Source organism: Streptomyces sp. NPDC017529 (genome assembly GCF_044329785.1).
Taxonomy (GTDB): Bacteria; Actinomycetota; Actinomycetes; order Streptomycetales; family Streptomycetaceae; genus Streptomyces.
In genome coordinates this window covers 1-17,993 of record NZ_JBIRJY010000030.1, presented here as the reverse complement: position 1 = coordinate 17,993, position 17,993 = coordinate 1, and the positions used below count along the sequence as shown (strand labels likewise).

At 71.1% G+C, this 17,993-nt stretch carries 13 protein-coding genes; 7 read left to right on the top strand and 6 right to left on the bottom strand.

Translation table 11 applies throughout. The features are described from left to right. Positions 1-30: 30 nt before the first annotated feature. The 5 genes from ACH4K4_RS36240 to ACH4K4_RS36220 form a co-directional block, all read right to left on the bottom strand. The gene (locus ACH4K4_RS36240) at positions 31-144 is read right to left on the bottom strand and encodes a lasso RiPP family leader peptide-containing protein (protein ID WP_360137191.1); all 114 of its coding nucleotides are present in this window, start codon (positions 142-144) and stop codon (positions 31-33) included. Between the two features lie 173 nt (positions 145-317). Then, complete coding sequence (locus ACH4K4_RS36235; protein WP_398173731.1) at positions 318-890, bottom strand: LuxR C-terminal-related transcriptional regulator; 573 nt, start codon at positions 888-890, stop codon at positions 318-320. 432 nt (positions 891-1,322) lie between these two features. After that, positions 1,323-2,549: an ATP-grasp domain-containing protein gene (locus tag ACH4K4_RS36230; protein ID WP_398173728.1), complete on the bottom strand. Its 1,227-nt coding sequence runs from the start codon at positions 2,547-2,549 to the stop codon at positions 1,323-1,325. Beyond that, positions 2,546-4,006 (bottom strand): argininosuccinate lyase, encoded by a 1,461-nt coding sequence (gene argH, locus ACH4K4_RS36225; protein WP_398173726.1) that lies wholly within the window; start codon positions 4,004-4,006, stop codon positions 2,546-2,548. The genes ACH4K4_RS36230 and argH overlap by 4 nt, the downstream gene beginning before the upstream one ends. Continuing rightward, the gene (locus ACH4K4_RS36220; protein WP_398173723.1) at positions 4,003-5,040 is read right to left on the bottom strand and encodes a cysteine synthase family protein; all 1,038 of its coding nucleotides are present in this window, start codon (positions 5,038-5,040) and stop codon (positions 4,003-4,005) included. Before ACH4K4_RS36220 ends, argH begins: the two co-directional genes overlap by 4 nt. Positions 5,041-5,548: 508 nt before the next feature. On the opposite strand from ACH4K4_RS36220, the gene ACH4K4_RS36215 reads away from it, so the two are divergent. Both ACH4K4_RS36215 and ACH4K4_RS36210 read left to right on the top strand, forming a co-directional pair. Then, positions 5,549-8,689 carry an amino acid adenylation domain-containing protein gene (locus ACH4K4_RS36215; RefSeq protein ID WP_398173720.1) on the top strand — a complete coding sequence of 1,047 codons (3,141 nt, stop codon included), beginning with the start codon at positions 5,549-5,551 and terminating at the stop codon, positions 8,687-8,689. 8 nt (positions 8,690-8,697) lie between these two features. Beyond that, positions 8,698-9,606 carry a kinase gene (locus ACH4K4_RS36210; protein WP_398173717.1) on the top strand — a complete coding sequence of 303 codons (909 nt, stop codon included), beginning with the start codon at positions 8,698-8,700 and terminating at the stop codon, positions 9,604-9,606. A gap of 64 nt (positions 9,607-9,670) precedes the next feature. On the opposite strand, the gene ACH4K4_RS36205 is transcribed toward ACH4K4_RS36210, so the two are convergent. Then, positions 9,671-10,639 (bottom strand): TauD/TfdA family dioxygenase, encoded by a 969-nt coding sequence (locus tag ACH4K4_RS36205; protein WP_398173714.1) that lies wholly within the window; start codon positions 10,637-10,639, stop codon positions 9,671-9,673. 340 nt (positions 10,640-10,979) lie between these two features. Between ACH4K4_RS36205 and ACH4K4_RS36200 the strand changes: the two genes are divergently transcribed. From ACH4K4_RS36200 to ACH4K4_RS36180, 5 genes are all read left to right on the top strand, one after another. Further along, positions 10,980-12,737, top strand: a complete 1,758-nt coding sequence (locus tag ACH4K4_RS36200; RefSeq protein ID WP_398173711.1) for a fatty acyl-AMP ligase — start codon at positions 10,980-10,982, stop codon at positions 12,735-12,737. Next, a complete protein-coding gene (locus tag ACH4K4_RS36195) occupies positions 12,737-14,485 on the top strand; it encodes an acyl-CoA dehydrogenase family protein (RefSeq protein ID WP_398173708.1) in 1,749 nt (582 codons plus the stop codon). The genes ACH4K4_RS36200 and ACH4K4_RS36195 overlap by 1 nt, the downstream gene beginning before the upstream one ends. Then, the gene (locus tag ACH4K4_RS36190) at positions 14,482-16,209 is read left to right on the top strand and encodes an acyl-CoA dehydrogenase (protein ID WP_398173706.1); all 1,728 of its coding nucleotides are present in this window, start codon (positions 14,482-14,484) and stop codon (positions 16,207-16,209) included. The genes ACH4K4_RS36195 and ACH4K4_RS36190 overlap by 4 nt, the downstream gene beginning before the upstream one ends. Beyond that, positions 16,206-16,493: an acyl carrier protein gene (locus ACH4K4_RS36185; RefSeq protein WP_398173704.1), complete on the top strand. Its 288-nt coding sequence runs from the start codon at positions 16,206-16,208 to the stop codon at positions 16,491-16,493. The genes ACH4K4_RS36190 and ACH4K4_RS36185 overlap by 4 nt, the downstream gene beginning before the upstream one ends. 98 nt (positions 16,494-16,591) lie before the next feature. Next, positions 16,592-17,993: condensation domain-containing protein (locus tag ACH4K4_RS36180; protein ID WP_398173702.1), on the top strand; the 1,402-nt coding region annotated here is incomplete at its 3' end.

The following is a 17,993-nucleotide window of genomic DNA, read 5'->3' as shown; positions in this document are numbered from 1 at the left end:
GCGCCACACCGCACTGCCGGGCTTCACTGATTAGTCGAAGTGAATGAAGAAGTCGGCCAGCGGGAAACCGACGCCCCTGGTCAGGTCCTCGTAGTCACCCAGCTCGACAAGCTGCGGAGCCTCGTACTCAAGCTCGCTTTCCATGACACCTCCAGTTGCTGTAGAGAGATGAATTGCGACGCTCTTGCGTCACGGAAAGCAACTTAAACAGCCGGATCCGGAAAGGGCAATGGCCGAATCGCGACGGCGGTGCGGTACTGGGGGAATCCCCAGTACCGCACCGCCGGGACGTCCGGATCGCGGTGGGTTGGTCCAGACTATTGGCGCAGGCCCTCCACGAGAATCTTCGGCGGCCAGCTGCCGATGCTGAACATCCCGGCCGAGTACGCCTTGGAGACCAGCGCGGCGCGGTTGGGCACGGAGAACTTACGCAGCATGGTGCTGACGTGATACTCCACGCCCTGCCTGCTCAGGTAGAGCTGCGAGGCGAGCTGGGTGGTGGAGTTGCCGGCGGCGATTCCTTCGAGGATCTTCACGTTGAGGCCGCTGAGCCGGTTTTTGAGCGGCTTCAGGGCCGGTGTCGGGTTCTCGTCCGGCGAGACCAGGAGGACGATGGTGCTGACGGTCTGCGGAGGGGACTCCACGGTGACCGCCGTGAGCCTCCCGGTGAAGGCGGAGTTCGCGTTGCGTTGCAGCACCGCGTGGGTGGCGATGTGGCCGCACCTCCCTTCGGCCAGCTGACCGAAGAGGCGCAGCACCCGCTGCTGGATGCTGGGGTGCAGCAGTTCTTTGAGATGCTGCCCAATCAGATGTTTGGCCGACCCGTTGAGCAGGCCCAGCAGCTCAGAATTCGCTTCCACTACGGTGAGGTCGCGGTCAAGGATGGCCATGTGCAATCCGGACCTGGCGAACAGTGATCCGAAGATGCCTTCGCATTCGGCTTGCAGTTGCGGCGTCAATCGTTTGCGCGGTGCCGCTAATTCGTTGTCCTCCCCGCTCGGCCCGCAGATGTTCGCGTTCCAGCTGGCCGCCTTAACCACGAAATGCCCCCAGTTCTCCGTGATCGAGATTATCTGCGATCGAGATACTGCGATGTTCCCCGTGCCTTCCGGTTCCGCTTCGAATGGAAGGCCCCATTCCGGTGAAAGTGCCCGAGTGGGCGGAAGGTTTAGCCTTTGACTCTTTCTTTGCAGTATTTTACGCATTCAAGGAAGACCGTGCAATCGTTTTCCAGGGCGATCGTCCTTCTTTGCGGTGAGGTGCGTCACAATTAAACAAGGTTGCAATAATGCAAGTGACCGCGGGGTAAACAGCCGGAGCGGTCAGCGGAGTCCAAAACGGATACACTCCGCGGCCGCCGTCGCACATCGCGCGGCGGTCGCCGCGTCGGATCCGGTGGCGATGGCGAAACCCAGCCGGTCCTTGAAGGAATGCTGGACGGTCACGACGTCGTCGGGCCGTACGTTGATGCGTACCTCCCGCACGCCGGGCAGGCCGCGGGCCGCACGCACACCGTCCACCGCCGTGACGGTGCCGGCGCCGGGGGTGAGGAGGAAGCGGATGGCGGCGTGGGCCACGGCGGCCGGCCTATGGGCGCAGGGGAGACCGCACGCCCTGGCCACGACGGCGTCCACCAGGTCGACGCCCATGGCGAGTTGGACCAGTTCGGGAATCATCCCGCCGGCGAGGCGGGGGTTGACCTCGATCACCACCGGCCCGCGCGGGCCGGACCGCAGCTCGGTGTGCGCGGCGCCCCAGGTCAGGCCGAGCGCGATGATCGCGGCCCGCGCTCCGGCGCCGAGCGCGGAGAGCTGCTGCTCGGGCAGGGGGGCGGGGACGTCGTGCCCCGTCTCCACGAAGTACGGCGGCCGGCCCACGTGCTTGCCGACCACGCCCACGACCTCGGCGTCGAACGTCTCGACGGAGAACTCCGGCCCGTCGACGTACTCCTCGACGAGGATCGTGCCGCCGCCCGGCACCCCGCGCTCGTTCGTCCAGTCGCCCAGCAGCCCCGTCGCCCACGCGTGCACGTCGGTCGCGTCGTGGCAGAGCCGGACCCCGACGGAGCCCGAGCCGCTGACCGGCTTGAGCACCACCGGGCAGCCGATCTCCTCGGCCGCCCGGACCGCGCCGTCGGCGTCCCGCACGGCCCGGAAGGCCGGTACCGGCACACCGGCCGCCGCGAGCGCGGCGCGTTGCGCGGACTTGTCGCGACAGCGCGCGATGGCCGCGGCGTCGGGGGCGGGCAGGCCGAGTCCGTGCGCCACCGCGGCCGCCGTGCCCACGAAGTACTCCGAGCTGGACGTGACGCCGGCGAGACCGTCGCCGTCCGACAGGCCGCGGCAGGCGTCGCGGACCGCGTCAAGGTCGGAGGTGTCGACGACCAGCGTGTCCAGCCCGTCCTCGGCGATGTACGGATAGCGTGCCGGGTCCTTGGCCAGCACGACCGGACGCAGCCCGCGGGCGCGCGCCGCCGCGCAGAACTTCCGCCCGCTTCCGGTCGTGTTGCTCTCCACGGCCGCGAACCAGCGTTGACGCGCCGCGGTCACCGGTCACCCCCATGGCTGATCACCTTGTCGGTCTCGATCACCAAGGAGCGGCGGGCGGCATCGAGTTGGCTGTTCCAGGCCCGGAGCCACGCGCCGTGCTCGCACAGTTCGCGGCGGATCAGGCCGAAGGACTCGTCGAAGGCCCCCGGGCCGCCGCCCGCCCGGTGGTCGGAGACCACGGCGGAGACGCGGAGGCCGTCCGGTCCCGGCGCGTCGATCCCGTCGGGCAGGTCGAGGCCGGTGAGTTCGGTGTCCCCTCGCGCCACGGCCCGGCGGACCGCGTCGCCCACGAGGTGGTGGGCCGTACGGAACGGGACCCCCGCCCGTACCAGCCGGTTGGCCAGTGCCGTCGCCGTGACGAAGCCTTCCTCGGCGCGCCGCGTCGCACGCTCCCGTTCGAGCCGGGCGCCGCTGACCACGGCCTGGCCCAGCAGCACCGAATCGAGCGCCGCGCGCAGTCCCGGCCACACGGCGGCCATGGCCTCGGTTCCCACCTCGATCGAGTTGGTGAACGGAGTCGACTTGGTCATGCCCATTCCCCCTGTCCAAGCAGCCACCACGGTACCGGCCTTGGCACGGATGTGTTCCAGGAGAAAGGCGTTACGTTTCTGTGGCATCGCCGAGCTGCCGCCGACGAGCCGGTCGGCGAACCTGATCATGCCGAACTCGGCCGTGCTCCAGAGCTGGAGGTCGGTGGCCAGCCTGCTGAGGGTCACGGCCGCGCCCGCAGCCGCCGCGGTCATGCGCAGGGCGCCGTCGCGGGAGGCGACGGCGTCCAGCGCGTGCGCCACCGGCGCGTCGAACCCGAGGAGCCCGGCGGTCAGCGAGGTGTCGATGGGCAGGTCGGTGCCGGCCACCGCGACGGCCCCCAGCGGGCAGCGGCGCAGCGCGCCGGTCGCGTGCCGGAACGCGGCGATGTCGCGGTCGAGGGCCGACGCGACCCCGAGCAGGTAGTGCCCGTAGGTGACCGGCATCGCCGCCTGGAAGTGGGTGTAGACCGGCATGACCTCGTGGGCCGCCGCCCGTGCCCGTGACAGCAGCACGGCCTGGAGGCGCAGCAGTTGGCTGCCGAGCTCCAGTGCCGTCTCCCGCAGGCGCATCGCCGTGGCGGTGGCCTTGAGGTCGTTGCGGGAGCGGCCCGTGTGCAGTTTGCCGCCCAGTTCCGCACCGAGGACGTCGATCAGGTGCGTCTCGTACATCAGGTACACCCCGCGCGGCGCGGGCAGCGCGTGCAGCGGGGCGTAGCGCTGTTCCCGCAGCCGGCCGATGTACCGCAGCAGCGCGCTCCCGCTTTCCGGGGGGAGCAGGCCCTGCCGTACGAGCATGACGACGTGGGCCTGGTCGACGGTGGTGGTCTCGTCGAGTTCCCTGACGAGTCCGGCGATGTCCGTCTCGCCGTACACGATGCGCCGGGTGCGCGGGTTGAGCGAGGAGGTCAGGCGTCCTGTGCCGCTCACCGGCCTTCCCCCATCACATCCTCGAAGCTGCGCCGGGCCCACGGGAACCAGTCCCAGGTGCCGACGGCCAGCTCGGGAGCGGCGACCTCGCGGGGCTTGACGGACAGGTCGGCGCCGGCCAGGGACTGCTCGGCCAGCCAGGCGTCGTTGTAGGTCGTCTCCTGGTAGCGGTGGCCCTCGTCCGGCAGCATCACCACGCACCGCGCGTCCGGGTTGCGCTCCGCCCACCAGCGCGCCACCTGGAAAGCGGCGCCGCTGGTCGGGCCCTGGAACAGGGCGTGTTCGCGGTGCAGCGCGCGGGTCGCGGCGTGCGCCTCGCCGGCGCCGCACCAGTGCACCTCGTCGAAGACCGTGTGGTCGAGGTTGGGCGGCATCAGGCTGTTGCCGAGGCCGCGCAGCGTGCGGGGGCCGTCGGGGTGGCCGAAGAGGACGCTCTGGTGGGTGTCGACGCCGATCGCCCGCACCTGCGGGTTGTGCTCCCGCAGGGTCCGCACGGTGCCGCACATCGACCCGCCGGAGCCGACCGGCCCGATGACGCAGTCGACCCGGCCGAGCCTGCGGAGCATCTCCTCGGCGACGACCGCGTAGGAGCGGGGGTTGTCGGGGTTGCTGTACTGCTCGGGGCAGAACGTGTCCGGGTGCGACGCCCTGATCTCGGCCACCCGCCGCAGCCTGGCTTCCTGGAAGCCGCCCACCTCGGCGGGCTCGGAGCAGATTTCCACCCGGGCGCCGAGGTCGCGGAGTCTTCGGTGCAGGCCCACGTCGATCACGGGGTCGCTGACCAGGACGAGTCGGCGTTCCAGGAGTGCGGCTTCCATGGCGAGCGCCAGGCCGAAGGTGCCCGACGTGGTCTCCACGATCAGGGTGTCCGGGCCGAGGTCCCCCCGGGCCAGGGCGGCCCGCAGGATGTGCCGGGCCGGGACGATCTTCATGAGGGTGAACACGGCGCCGTACAGGTTGCCGCTGATGCGGACATAGCGCGGGAGGAGCTGGGCATGCGTGATGTCGCTAATGGAATCAATCTCCGTAGTCACACGGACAACACTGCCGTCCCGGCGTTCCGAGCAATAGCCGCGATCGGCTGAAATGTAGGCGAATCGCGCGGAATCTTTAGGGAAGTTGCTAGGGGCGGGATGCGTGTGGTTGCCGAAGGCTACGGTGTCGGCATGTTACCGTCCGGTCGGTTTCCGGAGCTGTCGGATTACGTGATTCCGCTACTTCCCCGGCCGTCGTGCGGTCGCTTTAGGGTTGTTGCTAGTGATCGCCGGTCGTGTGTTGACGGTGGCGCTCCATTTCCCCCAGGGTCGTGACCGCGTGTCACACGCCGGGCCGCGCAATCCAAGCGCCCGGGTCTCATCAAGCCATCGTGTCTGGTTCCGGCACTCACTAGATGGTTTCCCACGCCTAACGGGGGGTCCGATGACAGAATCGTCGCGGTTGAGCCCGACCAGAATCTGGTCTTGGAAGCAACCGGGAGATGCTTCCGGTGAAACGGGAATTGCAGAATACCGAATTCCGGTTCCCGCGGAACTCGTTGCGCGCGTGCGTGCGGTCGACGACGTGGCGACGGTGCTGCTCGCCGTGCACGCCAAGGTGCTGGGAGCGGTCGGCGGCGAACGCACCGTACTGACGGGCTACCGCGCACCGGGCACCGCACCGTCCGCGCCGGCCGCCCCGTGGCCGGTCGACATCCCGCACGGCAGCTGGCGGGGCCTGCTCGCCGCCGCGGCGGCCGCCGCCGGCAACCGGTACGACCGGGACGGTGAGCACGCCAAGGGAGAGACACCCGCCCTCGGCATCGTCCTCGACCTCACCGCCGTCGACGACGCCACCGGCTCCGGGGGCGGGGACGCACTCCCCGACGCCGGCACCACCGTGCTGGACGTGGCCTACACCGCGGCCGCCGGCGGACTCGTGCTGCGCCTGCGCTACCAGCGGCAGGAGTACGACGCCGAGCACGCCGCACGCTTCGCCGGCTACCACCTGAGGGCGCTGGAACTGCTGGCAGCCGACCCGGACGCGCCCCACAACGCCGCGACCCTGCTCGGCGAGGAAGAACTGCACCGCCACCTCCACGAGCACGCGGGCGAGGACATCCCCCTGCCCGGCAAGCTGTTCGCCGAGCTCTTCGAGGAGCGCGTCCGGCAGCACCCGGACGCCCGGGCCGCCGCGCACCACGACCGGAGCTGGACCTACCGGGAACTCAACGAGCGGGCCAACCGGGTCGCCCACGCCCTCCTGCGCCAGGGCCTGGAGCCCGAAGCTCCGGTCGCCGTGGCCATGGACCGGGAGCTGGACTGGATCGCCGCCCTGCTCGGCGTCGTCAAGGCGGGCGGCGCCTACCTGCCGCTGCGCCCCGACTTCCCGCCGGAGCGGATCGCCGCCCAGCTCACCCGCGCGGAGTGCCGCTTCGTGATCACCAAGGGCGAGGGCGCCGCCGCACGGGCCGCGACGAGCGGCCTCGCCCACCCCTGCGCGCTGCTGCGCTTCGAGGACACCCAGGACGACGCCCACAGCAGCGCCGACCCCCGGGTCCCCGTCGCGCCGGACGCGCTCGCGTACATCTACTTCACCTCCGGCTCCACGGGCGAGCCCAAGGGCGCCATGTGCGAGCACGCGGGCATGCTCAACCACCTGTACATGAAGATCGAGGACATGGGGCTCGGCGAGGGGGACGTCGTCACCCAGACCGCCTCGCAGTGCTTCGACATCTCGCTCTGGCAGGTGATCGCCCCGCTGCTGGTCGGTGGCAGCACCCGCATCGTGGACACCGACGCCCAGCTCGACGTCGGCCGCTTCGTGGGCCACATCGCCGACGGCGGCATCCACGCGATCCAGGTCGTGCCCGCGTACCTGGAGGTGATGATCACCTACCTCGCGGGCGAGCCCCGCCCGCTGGGCGACCTGCGGATCGTCTCGGTGACCGGCGAGGCGCTGAAACTGGAGGTCGTACGGCGCTGGTTCGCGCTCTACCCGGACATCAAGCTGGTCAACGCCTACGGCGCCACCGAAGTCTCCGACGACACCATGCACGAGGTGCTCAGCGGCCCGCCGGAGCGGGACTTCGTGTCCGTCGGGCGGTCCCTGCGCAACGTGCGCACCTACGTCCTCGACGAGACCCTGCGGGTGGCGCCCCTCGGCGCCCCCGGGGAGATCGCCTTCTCCGGCGTGTGCGTCGGTCGCGGCTACATCAACGACGAGGAGCGCACGGCGCAGGCGTTCGTCGAGGACCCGTACCGGCCCGGCGTACGGATGTACCGCACGGGCGACTTCGGACGCTGGCTGCCCGAAGGCACCATCGAGTTCCTCGGACGGCGCGACGAACAGGTCAAGATCCGGGGCTTCCGCATCGAGATCGGCGAGATCGAGAACAAGCTGCTGTCCATGCCCAAGGTGCGGGAGGCGGCGGTGGTGATCGAGGGCGCGGGCGAGCGGGACAAGAACCTCGTGGCCTTCTACAACGGGGAGGAGTCGCTACGCCCCGAGGAGATCACCGACTTCCTCGGCACCCTGCTGCCCGACTACATGATCCCCACGTACTTCCACCGCCTGGACCCGCTGCCGCTCACCGAGAACGGCAAGGTGAACAAGCGGATGCTCACCCGGCTGGCCGGCACCCTCGGCCACGGCGGCGGCGCCTACGCCGCACCCGTCACCGCCACCGAACGGCGCCTGGCCACCGGCTGGGCCGAGGCGCTCGGCGTACCGCTGGAGCGGATCGGCCGGCGGGACAACTTCTTCGAGCTGGGCGGTACGTCGCTGGCCGCGGTCCGCCTCGTGGTCGGCCTGAACCGGCTGATCTCCCTCAAGCAGCTCGTCACCCACCCAATCCTCGGCGACCTGGCCGCCCTGGTCGACGCGCCGGCCGGGCCCGGCACCCCCCTGGCAGGCGGCCTGCTGCAGCGCCTGTCGCCACCGGACGCCGACGCGGTGGCCACCCTCGTCGCCGTCCCCTACGCCGGCGGCAACGCGGTCAACTTCCGGCAGCTCGCCGAGGCCCTGGCACGCCGGCGGATCGCGGTGTACGCGGTCGAGCTGCCGGGCCACGACCTCGGCGACACCGTGACCGAGGACTTCCTGGAGGTCACCGAGGTGGCCAAGGCCGTCCACCACGAGATCGTCACGACGATCCGCGGGCCGGTCGTGCTCTGGGGACACTGCGCGGGCACGGCACACGCGCTGGAACTCGCCCGGCTGCTGGAAGCCAGCGGACACGCGCCGCTCCGCGTCTTCGCCGCCGCCCTCCTGCTGGACGACGCCGACGCCCTGTGGGCGGAGAGCACGGAGGTGGGCCGGCTGAGCGACCAGGAGATCACCGCCCTGCTGCGCCGGGACAGCGCCTACGTCGAACTCGACTTCCTCAAGCCCGAGCGCGCCGAGGTCCTGGGCGCCGCCTACCGGCACGACGTCATCTCCACCAACCGCTACCTCGTCGACGCCGCCGAGCAGCCCGGTGAGCCCCTGGCCACGCCCGTCGAAGCGGTGATCGCCGCCGACGACCCCACCACGACCGGCTACGAGCAGCGGTTCACGGCCTGGAAGCGGCTGGCCGCCCGGGTCACCCTGCGCGAGCTGGGCGACGGGGGACACTACTTCATTCGCACCCGTGCCGAACAAGCGGCGGACATCGTGGCAGCCGCCGTTCCCGAGGCGTCCGCCGCGGACACAGGCAAGGACGGCTGAGAACGTATATGACCATCACGACAGACAGAGCGGTCCTACCTCACTACCGCGGCGCGGTCGGGGTGAGCAGCGCGTTCGGCACGTTCGGCGAGCTGCTCCAGGGAGTCCTGCCGGAGGAGGACGGGGACTTCCTGGTCACGCTGCCGATCGCCCGGTGGACCATGGCGACCTTCCAGGCGAACCACCACACCACCGAACTGGAGGTACGGCCGCGCACCAAGCGCAAGGCGCTCCGGCTCGCGCAGATGATGATGCAGGAGGCGCCCGAGCCGGTCGGCGGGGTGCTCACGCTGGAAGGCGGCCTCCCCGAGGGCAAGGGGCTGGCCAGCTCGTCGGCCGACCTGGTGGCCACCGCCCGCGCGATCGGCAACGTGCTCGACATCGAGCTGGCGCCCAGGACCATCGAGGGGTTCCTCAGCCGGATCGAGCCCACCGACGGGGTCCTGCACCCCGGGATCGTGGCCTACCACCACCGCAGCGTGCGGCTGCGCCGCGTGCTGGGCTCGCTGCCGACGATGACGATCGTCGGCCTGGACGAGGGCGGTGCCGTCGACACCGTCGCGTTCAACCGGATCCCCAAGCCGTTCGGCCCGGCCGAGCAGCGGGAGTACGTCAGGCTCCTGGACCGGCTGACCGGGGCGGTCGCCGCGCGCGATCTCGGCGCGGCCGGCGCGGTGGCGACCCGCAGCGCCGAGCTGAACCAACTGCTGCGCCCCAAGCGGACGCTGGGCGCCATGACGGCCCTGTGCCAGGACCTGGGGGCCCTGGGCGTGGTCGTGGCGCACAGCGGAACCGTGATCGGCGTACTGATCGACAGCACCGAACCGGACGCCCCCGACAAGATCGCCGTCGCCGCGAGGACCTGCGAGGCGCTCGCCGGGAACGTGACGATGTACTCCACGCTCAGCTTCGACTGACGGCCGGACCGGAACGCGAAAGCCCCCGGCGGCCGCCGGGGGCTTTCGCGTGACCGCGCCGCCGTCACAGGCGGACCGGGCCGCCCATCGCGACGACGATCTCGCGGTCGCCCCGGTACGGCTCGCGGCTGTGCGCCGTCAGGACGTTGTCCACGAGCAGCAGGTCGCCCCGCTCCCACGTGAAGCGGACGGTGTGCCGCTCGTACACCTCGTTGATCAGGTCCACGGTCGCCCGGTCGATCGGCGTGCCGTCGCCGTAGCGGGTGGTGAACGGCAGCCCGTCCTCGCCGAACTCCAGGGCCAGGTACTCGCGGACCGCGGGGTCCATGGTCTCCTCGTTCAGGAAGGCGATCTGGTTGAACCAGCACCGCTCCCCGGTCAGCGGGTGCCGGGCGACGGCCGGCCGGAGCTGGCGGGTGCGCAGGCCGTCGTCGTCCCAGCCGAACGTGATGCCCTGGCGGCGGCAGTAGTCCTCCACCGCGGCACGGTCACCGCCACCGGGGAAAGCGCTCTGCCAGGGCACTCCGACGAAGGCGTGGTAATTGCGCAGCAGCTCCCAGCCCAGCCGCTCGAACCGCTCGACCAGCGGAGCCGGCAGATCGGCCAGCACACGGCGCGAGTCGGCGAGCGCGGTGACGCCGCCCGACGCGGGCGGGGTCACGCAGCAGAACGCCAGCAGCGACGGCACGTCCAGCGCGTAACTGACCTCGTGGTGCATGCACATGGGCTGGTCCGGCGGCCACTCCGACGAGGAGTAGACACCCTCGGCGTGCACGGTACGGGGGGCGAAGGGCTCGTACTCGACGTACGGGGCGGGCATCAGCCGCCGCAGGGCAGCCACCGCGTCGGCCTGCCCGTGCAGCCGGAGACCGCGCACCAATACGGACCCGTGCTCGGCGGCCTGGCCGCGCAACGCGTCCCCGTGCCGCTCCAGCCAATCCAGCGGCGCTTCCCCGTCCGCCCCCGCGACCCGCACGAGAGGCGGCCGCCGGGGCTCCACCACTGGCTCGGAAAGCGCGGTGAACGGCGTCATGGTGGACTCCTTCTCGTATCCGGGTAACCGAGCACGGATTTCGGCACTGCGGCTCTCTGGCTCTCTGCTCGGATTTCCGCACGCTACTTCCGGAGATAATGAAATTCGGCCGGTGGACCTGCGGCGTGCCCGACTCTAGGGGTACTGCTAGTCCGCGCCTTAGGTGAACCACTAGGAACGGCCCGGTAGCTGGCGGTCCGCCGCTCCCAACTGATGTTCTTTCCCATGTCGAGCCCGGGATCCGGCAAAGCGAAATCCGCTCATCGCTCCCTGGCGTTCGGAGATTCCTGAGGGATGGGCGCCCTGAATGCCGGCGCAGCAGAGAGAGGCATCACAAGCCATGACTGATCTGAGGCCATCGGCCCATGTCGTAGAAGTGCTGCGCGGACTGGTGTCCCGGACGCCCGACAGCGACGCGGTGCTCTTCGTCGGCGACCCCGGCGCCGAGGACTCCGTCCGGACCTGGTCGTACGCCGAACTCGACACGCACGCCCGCCGGATCGGCGCCTGGCTGGGCGACCGCTTCCTGCCCGGCGAGCGCGTACTGCTCCCCTTCGAGCAGGGCCTCGACTTCGCGGCCGCGTTCTTCGGCTGCCTCTACGCCGGCATGATCGCCGTGCCGGTACCGGTGCCCGGCCAGTACCGGCACCAGCGGGAGCGGCTGACGAGCATCGCGAAGAACGCCGGCGTCCGCGCCGTGCTCACCGACGCCGCCTCGCTCCCCGCGGTACGCGAGTGGAGCGACGAGCAACTGGGCGACGCCGCGCTCATCGCCGCCAGCGACGACGAGGACTTCGGCGACGCCGGTGCCTGGAAGCTGCCGGACATGGACCACGACACCTTGGCGCTGCTCCAGTACACCTCGGGCTCCACCAGCGAGCCCAAGGGCGTGATGATCAGCCACGGCAACCTGCTGCACAACATCAGCGCGCTGCACCAGGCGTTCCCCGTCGGCCCGAAGGGGCGGCACGGCGGCTGGATACCGACGTACCACGACATGGGCCTGATGGGCATCCTGCTGCCGGGCGTCCTCCTCGGCCACTCCGCGGTGCTGATGAGCCCCACCACCTTCATCCGGCGCCCCCACCTGTGGCTCCAGCTCGTCGACACCTTCGACGTCACCTTCTCCGCCGCCCCCAACTTCGCCTACGACCTGTGCGTCAGCCGGATCACCGACGCCCAGTGCCAGGGCATCGACCTCTCCCGGTGGCAGTACGCCTGCAGCGGCTCGGAGCCGGTACGGGCCGCGACGCTGCGCTCCTTCGCCGAGCGCTTCGCCCCGGCGGGCCTGCGCGAGGACGCCGTCGTCGCCTGCTACGGCCTCGCCGAGGCGACGGTCTTCGTCTCCGGCACGGGCCGCCGTGCCGCACCGGTCCAGCGCGTCGACACCGAACTGCTGGAGCGCCACGCGTTCCGGCCGCTGCCGGCCGGTGAAGCGGGCCGCGACCTCGTCGGCTGCGGCGCGGTACGGGAACTCGAGGCGCGCATCGTGGACCCGGAGACCCGGCGCACCCTCCCGGCGGGCCAGGTGGGCGAGATCTGGCTGCGCGGCCCCAGCGTGTCCAGCGGTTACTGGCAGCACGAGGTGGCGACCGAGGCAGCCTTCGCGGGTGCGACCACCGACGGCGACACCGGCTATCTGCGCACCGGCGATCTCGGCACGCTGCACGAGGGCGAGCTGTACATCACCGGCCGCATCAAGGAAACCCTGATCATGCGCGGCCGCAACCTGTACCCGCAGGACATCGAACACGAACTCCGCGACCAGCACCCCGCGCTCGGCGCGGCCGGCGCGGCGTTCACCGTCCCGCTGGACGACGGGGAAGAGGCGCTCGTCGTCACGCACGAGGTCCGCGCCGGCAAGGCGGGCGACCTGGCCGAACTCACCACGGCGATGCGCAGGACCGTCGCCCACGAATTCGGCGTGCACGCCGCGGGCATCGTCCTGCTGCGACCGGGCGCGGTACGCCGCACCACCAGCGGCAAGATCCAGCGGACCGCGATGCGGCAGCTCTTCCGCGCCGGCGGGCTCACCCCGCAGCACGCCGACTGCGACCCCCGCCTGGCCGTGCCCACGCAGACCGGGGACAACGGGTGATGACGACCGCCGCCCAGCTCCCGGAGACGTCCGTCCAGGCGGAACTGGAACGGCTGCTCGCCGTCGCCGCGGCCGAGGGCGGACCTTTCCACCCGGCCACCCTCGCACGGCTGGACCGTGACGAGGCGTTCCCCGACGACTGCTGCGCCCTCCTCGACACGTTCGGTTTGCAGCAGTACTACGTTCCCGCCCGCAACGGCGGCCGGCTCGCCGACGTCGCCGAACTCGTGGCGCTCCTGCGCACGGTCGCACGCCACGACCTCACCGTGGCGGTGGCACACGCCAAGACCCTGCTCGGCGCCGTCTGCGTCTGGGTCGCCGGCAGCACCGAGCAGACCGCGCGGACCGCGGCGGCCGTCCGCGACGGCGCCGTCGTCTCCTGGGCCCTGACCGAACGCCACCACGGCAGCGACCTGCTCGCGGGCGAACTCACCGCCACCCGCACCGCGGACGGCTGGCGGCTCGACGGCGAGAAGTGGCTCATCAACAACGCGACCAGGGGCGACCAGCTGTGCGTCCTGGCCCGCACCGACCCCGCCGGCGGCGCCCGGGGCTACAGCGTGTTCCTGGTGGACAAGGCCGCCCTGGCCGCCGACCAGTACACGTACCTGCCCAAGGTCCTCACCCACGGCATCCGCGGCGCGGACATCAGCGGCATCTCCTTCACCGGGGCCCTCCTCCCGCAGTCCGCGCTCGTCGGCGCGGAGGGCACCGGACTGGAGACCGTGCTCAAGGCCCTCCAGCTCACCCGCACCGTGTGCACCGCGCTGTCCCTCGGCGCCGGAGACCACGCGCTGCGCCTCGCCGCCGGCTTCGCCACCCGGCGCGAGCTGTACGGACGTACCCTCGTCGACCTGCCCAGAGTCCGGCAGATCCTCGGCCAGGGCCTGGGCGCGCTGCTCCTGAACGAGGCCGTCGCCGTGGTCTCGGCCCGCGCGGCCGGTGCGCTCCCCGGCGAACTCGTCGTGACATCCGCCGTCGCCAAGGCGTTCGTCCCCGCCACCGCACAGGAAACCCTCGACTCCTTCGGCGAACTGATCGGCCTGCGCGCGTTCCTCACCGAGGAGTACGCCCACGGAATGTTCGGCAAGCTGGAGCGCGACCACCGGGTGGCCGGCATCTTCGACGGCAGCACCCCGGTCAACCGCAGCTCGCTGATCCAGCAGTTCGGCAGCCTCGCCAGGGGATACGCGGCAGCACGCGCCGACGAGCAGGGGACGGCACTCGCCGCCGCGCTCACCGAACCCGTGGCGGACCTCGACCCCTCCCGGCTGAAGCTCGTCGCCGCCAAGGGATGCAGCGTCGTCCAGTCGCTGCCGGCCACGGTACGGCGCTGCGCCGGACTCGTCGAAGCCGGACTGCTGCCCGGCCCGGTCCTGGAAGCGGCCCGGCGGATCGAAACCCTCGCCGCCCGGTTGCACGCCGACATGGCGCCGTACGTCCCGGCGCCACGGGACGTCCCGGCCGCCGCCTTCCGCCTCGCCGAACGCTACGAAGCGGTGTTCGCGGCGGCCGCCTGCCTGCAACTCGCCGTGCACAACCAGGAACGCTTCCGGCCCGGCGGCACCCACCGGCTGTGGCGCGACGGCCTGTGGCTGCGCGCCTGCCTGGGCCACGTGCTCCGCAAGCTCGGAGAGGACCCCGGCACCGACACCGAGCAGGCGTACGGCGAACTCGCCGCGCTGCTCGCCGCCGAGCCGGACGGCACCTTCTCGCTGCTCGACCAGGACACGGAGAGCACCCGATGACCCGTTCCGAAGCCGTACCGGCCAGGGGCCACGACCTCGAACGGCTCCTGGGCGACCCCTACGCCCCCGGCAACCCCCTCGGTTTCGACGCGATCCTCGCCGCCGACGAGCGGGCAGAGGCGTTCGCCGACGGCGAGGCGGCGCTCGACGAGTACGGCCTCAACGCCGAGTTCGTACCGCACGCCTACGGCGGCCGCTTCGCACGGGTCGACGACCTCGTCGAGATCATGCGCTCGGTCTACCGCCGCGACCCGGCCCTCGGCCTCGGCTACGGCACCAGCTCCTTCATCTCCTCGGTCAACGTCTGGGCCGCGGCCGACGAGGAGCAGTGCCGCACGGTGGCCGCACAGCTCCTCGCCAACCGGAAGGTCGCCTGCGCCTACCACGAACTGGCGCACGGCAACGACGTGGCGCGGTCCGACTTCGCGGCACTGCCCGACGGCGAGGACCTCGTGCTGAACGGCCGCAAGGAAGTGGTCGCCAACATCCAACGTGCCGACGCCCTGGTCCTGTTCGCCCGCACCGGCACCGGACCCGGCAGCCGCAGCCACTCACAGGTCTACGTCGACAAGGCGTCCCTGCCCCCCGACGCGCTCCGCTACCTCCAGCGTTTCCCGAGCCTGGGAATGCGCGGCGTGCAGCTCGGCGGCGTCGAGTTCACGGACTGCCGGCTGCCCGCCGGGAACATCCTCGGCAGGCCCGGCCAAGGCCTGGAGACCGCCCTGAAGTCCTTCCAGGTCACCCGCACCGCGGTACCCGCCATGATGACCGCCGTACTGGACACCGGACTGCGCACCACCCTCCGGCACGTACGGACCCGCCACCTGTACGGCAGGACGGCGGCCGACCTGCCCTGGATCCGCTCCGCGCTCTCCGGCGCTTTCACCGACCTGCTGATGTGCGAGGCGTTCGCCTCGGCCGGCGCCCGCGCCCTCCACCTGCTGCCCCAGCAGACGAGCGTATACGCGTCGGCGGTCAAGTTCGGCATCTCGCAACGCCTGCTGGACGCCATGCACCAGTTGTCCGTGGTGCTCGGCGCGCACTCCTACCTCCGGCAGGGCCCCAACGCCATCTTCCAGAAGCTGCACCGCGACCTGAAGCCCGTCGGCTTCGGGCACGCCGCGCGGGCCGTATGCCAGGTGTCCGTACTGCCCCAGCTCCCGCTGCTCGCCAAGCGGTCGTGGGCCGCGCCGGCGGCCGCCGACCCCGCCCTGTTCCGGCGGGACGCGGTCCTGCCCGCACTGCGCATGGACCGGCTCGCGGTCAGCGGACGGGGCGGCGACGCCCTCGTCGCCTCGCTGCCCACCGCCCTTGAGGCACTGCCGGACGGCACCGACCGGCGGGTACACGACCTCGTCGCCCACTTCACCGCCGAACTCGCCGACCTCACCGACGTGTGCGCCGCCCTTTCCCCCGCCGGACTCTCCTTCATGGCGGACCCGGCGGCCTACGACCTGGTGGTGCGCTACGTGACGGTGCTCACGGCCGCGGCCTGCGTCCAGACCTGGCTGCACAACAGCGACGGGCCCGACGCCTTCCTCGCCGACCCCGCGTGGCTGATCGCCGTGCTGCACCGCCTCCGGGCGAAGCCGGGCGCGGTGGCGGACGAAGCGCCCGAGGACGTGCAAGTGCGGCTGATGACCGAACTGCTCGACCGCCACGACCACGACCGCTCGTTCGGGATCGCCAACCGGACGTACACCACCGGGAAAGGAAGAACATGACACAGCACGCGACGGATCCGCACACCCACGAGTCCCTGAGCGCCTGGCTCTCCCAGCAGATCGCCCTGTACGTGAAGCGGCCCGCCACGGAGATCTCCGCCACCGTCCCGCTGGTGGAGTACGGCCTGGACTCGGTGTCGGCGCTCAGCGTCGCGGCCGAGCTGGAGGACTACCTCGGCATCGCCGTCGACGGGACCGTCATGTGGGACAACCCGACGATCGACGCCCTCAGCGCGGCGCTGATCGACGAGCTCGCCAAGCCGTCGGCGGCAGCCGGCCACTGATGTGAGCCCGACCGCCGGAGCCGCAGCGGCGACGGCGGTCTTTTCCTCTTCGACCGTACAAGGCCCCCGGGGCCGAAGTCTTTTGGGTGGTGTGGTCCGTGGCTACGAGCCAGGGTGAGCGTCTGTCCTTGTCGGCTGCGCAGTGGGGCGTCTGGGTCGGCCAGCAGCTGAAGGACGCCGATCCGCGGTACAACTGCGGCGTCTACTACGCGTTCGACGGTGCCGTCGACGTCCCGGCTTTCCGCCGGGCGGTCGCCCTCGCGGTCGCGGAGACCGATGTGCTGCGGACACGGTTCGTGGAAGAGGACGGCCGCCCCTGGCAGATCGTCTCCCCTGCGGACGAGGCGGGCGGGACGGAAGAGCGGCTCCGGGTCGTCGACCTCACCGACCGCCCGGACGCCGAGGAGTTCGCGCTGCGGGAGATCCGGGCCGACATCTCCACGGCCGCCGACCCCGGCGCGGACCCCCGTACGGACTCCGGAGCGCGCGAACTGAGCGCCCAGGTGCTCTACACCCTCCCCGGTGACCGGTCCTTCTTCTACCTCCGGTTCCACCACATCCTCATGGACGGCTACGGCCAGGTCGTCTACTGCCGCAGGCTCGCCGAGATCTACTCGTCCCTGGTCGCCGGGGACGAACCGCCGGAGAGCGGCTTCGGCACACTGCGCGAGCTGGTCACCGAGGACGCCGCGTACCCGGCATCGCCGCGCCGCGGCCGCGACGAGGAGTACTGGCTGAAGAAGCTGGCCGGCGTCACCGGACAGAGCAGCCTGACCGGCCAGGCTGCCGAGCCGACGCTGAGCCTGCTGCGCCGTACCGTCCGCCTGACCGACGACCAGGAGACGACGCTGCGGGAGGCGGCCCGCACGCTCGGAGTGCGCTGGTCGGCCCTTCTGATCGCCGCCTCCGCCGTGTACGTACGCCGCCTGACCTCCCAGGACGATGTCGTCCTGGGCATGGGCGTGGCCGCCCGCATGAGCCGGGTCGCGCTGTCCACCCCCGCGATGACGGTGAACAACCTCCCCCTGCGCGTCCCCGTACGCCCGGACGCGACCTTCGCCGACGTGGTCTCGCAGGTCTCCGCCGACCTCGGCCTGATGGTCAGGCACCAGCGCTACCGCAGCGAAGACCTGCACGCCGGACTCGGTTTCGCCAGCGGTACGGAACTCTTCGCCGGCCCCATGGTCAACGTCTTCTCCTTCGACACCGAACTGGAATTCGGCAGCCTGCGCGCCGAAACCCACCAGCTCGCCACCGGCCCCGTACGCGACCTGATGATCGACGTGTACGGCACCGCCGACGGCCACAACGTCCGCGTGGAATTCGAGGCCAATTCCCACCTGTACTCCGAAAGCACCATGGCGGCGCACCACGACCGCTTCGTACGTTTCCTCGGCTTGCTGCTCGCTGATCCGTCGGTGCGGGTCGGTGAGGTTGTTTTGCTGGGTGAGGCCGAGCGTCGTGAGGTGTTGGTGGCGCGCAATGATACGGCGCGTGTGG

What these genes read in the sequence shown, in the direction of transcription:
- ACH4K4_RS36185 (WP_398173704.1), top strand. Translation starts at nt 16,206, where the DNA reads ATGACACAGCACGCGACGGATCCGCACACCCACGAGTCCCTGAGCGCC.
- ACH4K4_RS36195 (WP_398173708.1), top strand. Translation starts at nt 12,737, where the DNA reads ATGACGACCGCCGCCCAGCTCCCGGAGACGTCCGTCCAGGCGGAACTG.
- ACH4K4_RS36240 (WP_360137191.1), bottom strand. Translation starts at nt 144, where the DNA reads ATGGAAAGCGAGCTTGAGTACGAGGCTCCGCAGCTTGTCGAGCTGGGT.
- ACH4K4_RS36235 (WP_398173731.1), bottom strand. Translation starts at nt 890, where the DNA reads ATGGCCATCCTTGACCGCGACCTCACCGTAGTGGAAGCGAATTCTGAG.
- ACH4K4_RS36190 (WP_398173706.1), top strand. Translation starts at nt 14,482, where the DNA reads ATGACCCGTTCCGAAGCCGTACCGGCCAGGGGCCACGACCTCGAACGG.
- ACH4K4_RS36205 (WP_398173714.1), bottom strand. Translation starts at nt 10,639, where the DNA reads ATGACGCCGTTCACCGCGCTTTCCGAGCCAGTGGTGGAGCCCCGGCGG.
- ACH4K4_RS36200 (WP_398173711.1), top strand. Translation starts at nt 10,980, where the DNA reads ATGACTGATCTGAGGCCATCGGCCCATGTCGTAGAAGTGCTGCGCGGA.
- ACH4K4_RS36210 (WP_398173717.1), top strand. Translation starts at nt 8,698, where the DNA reads ATGACCATCACGACAGACAGAGCGGTCCTACCTCACTACCGCGGCGCG.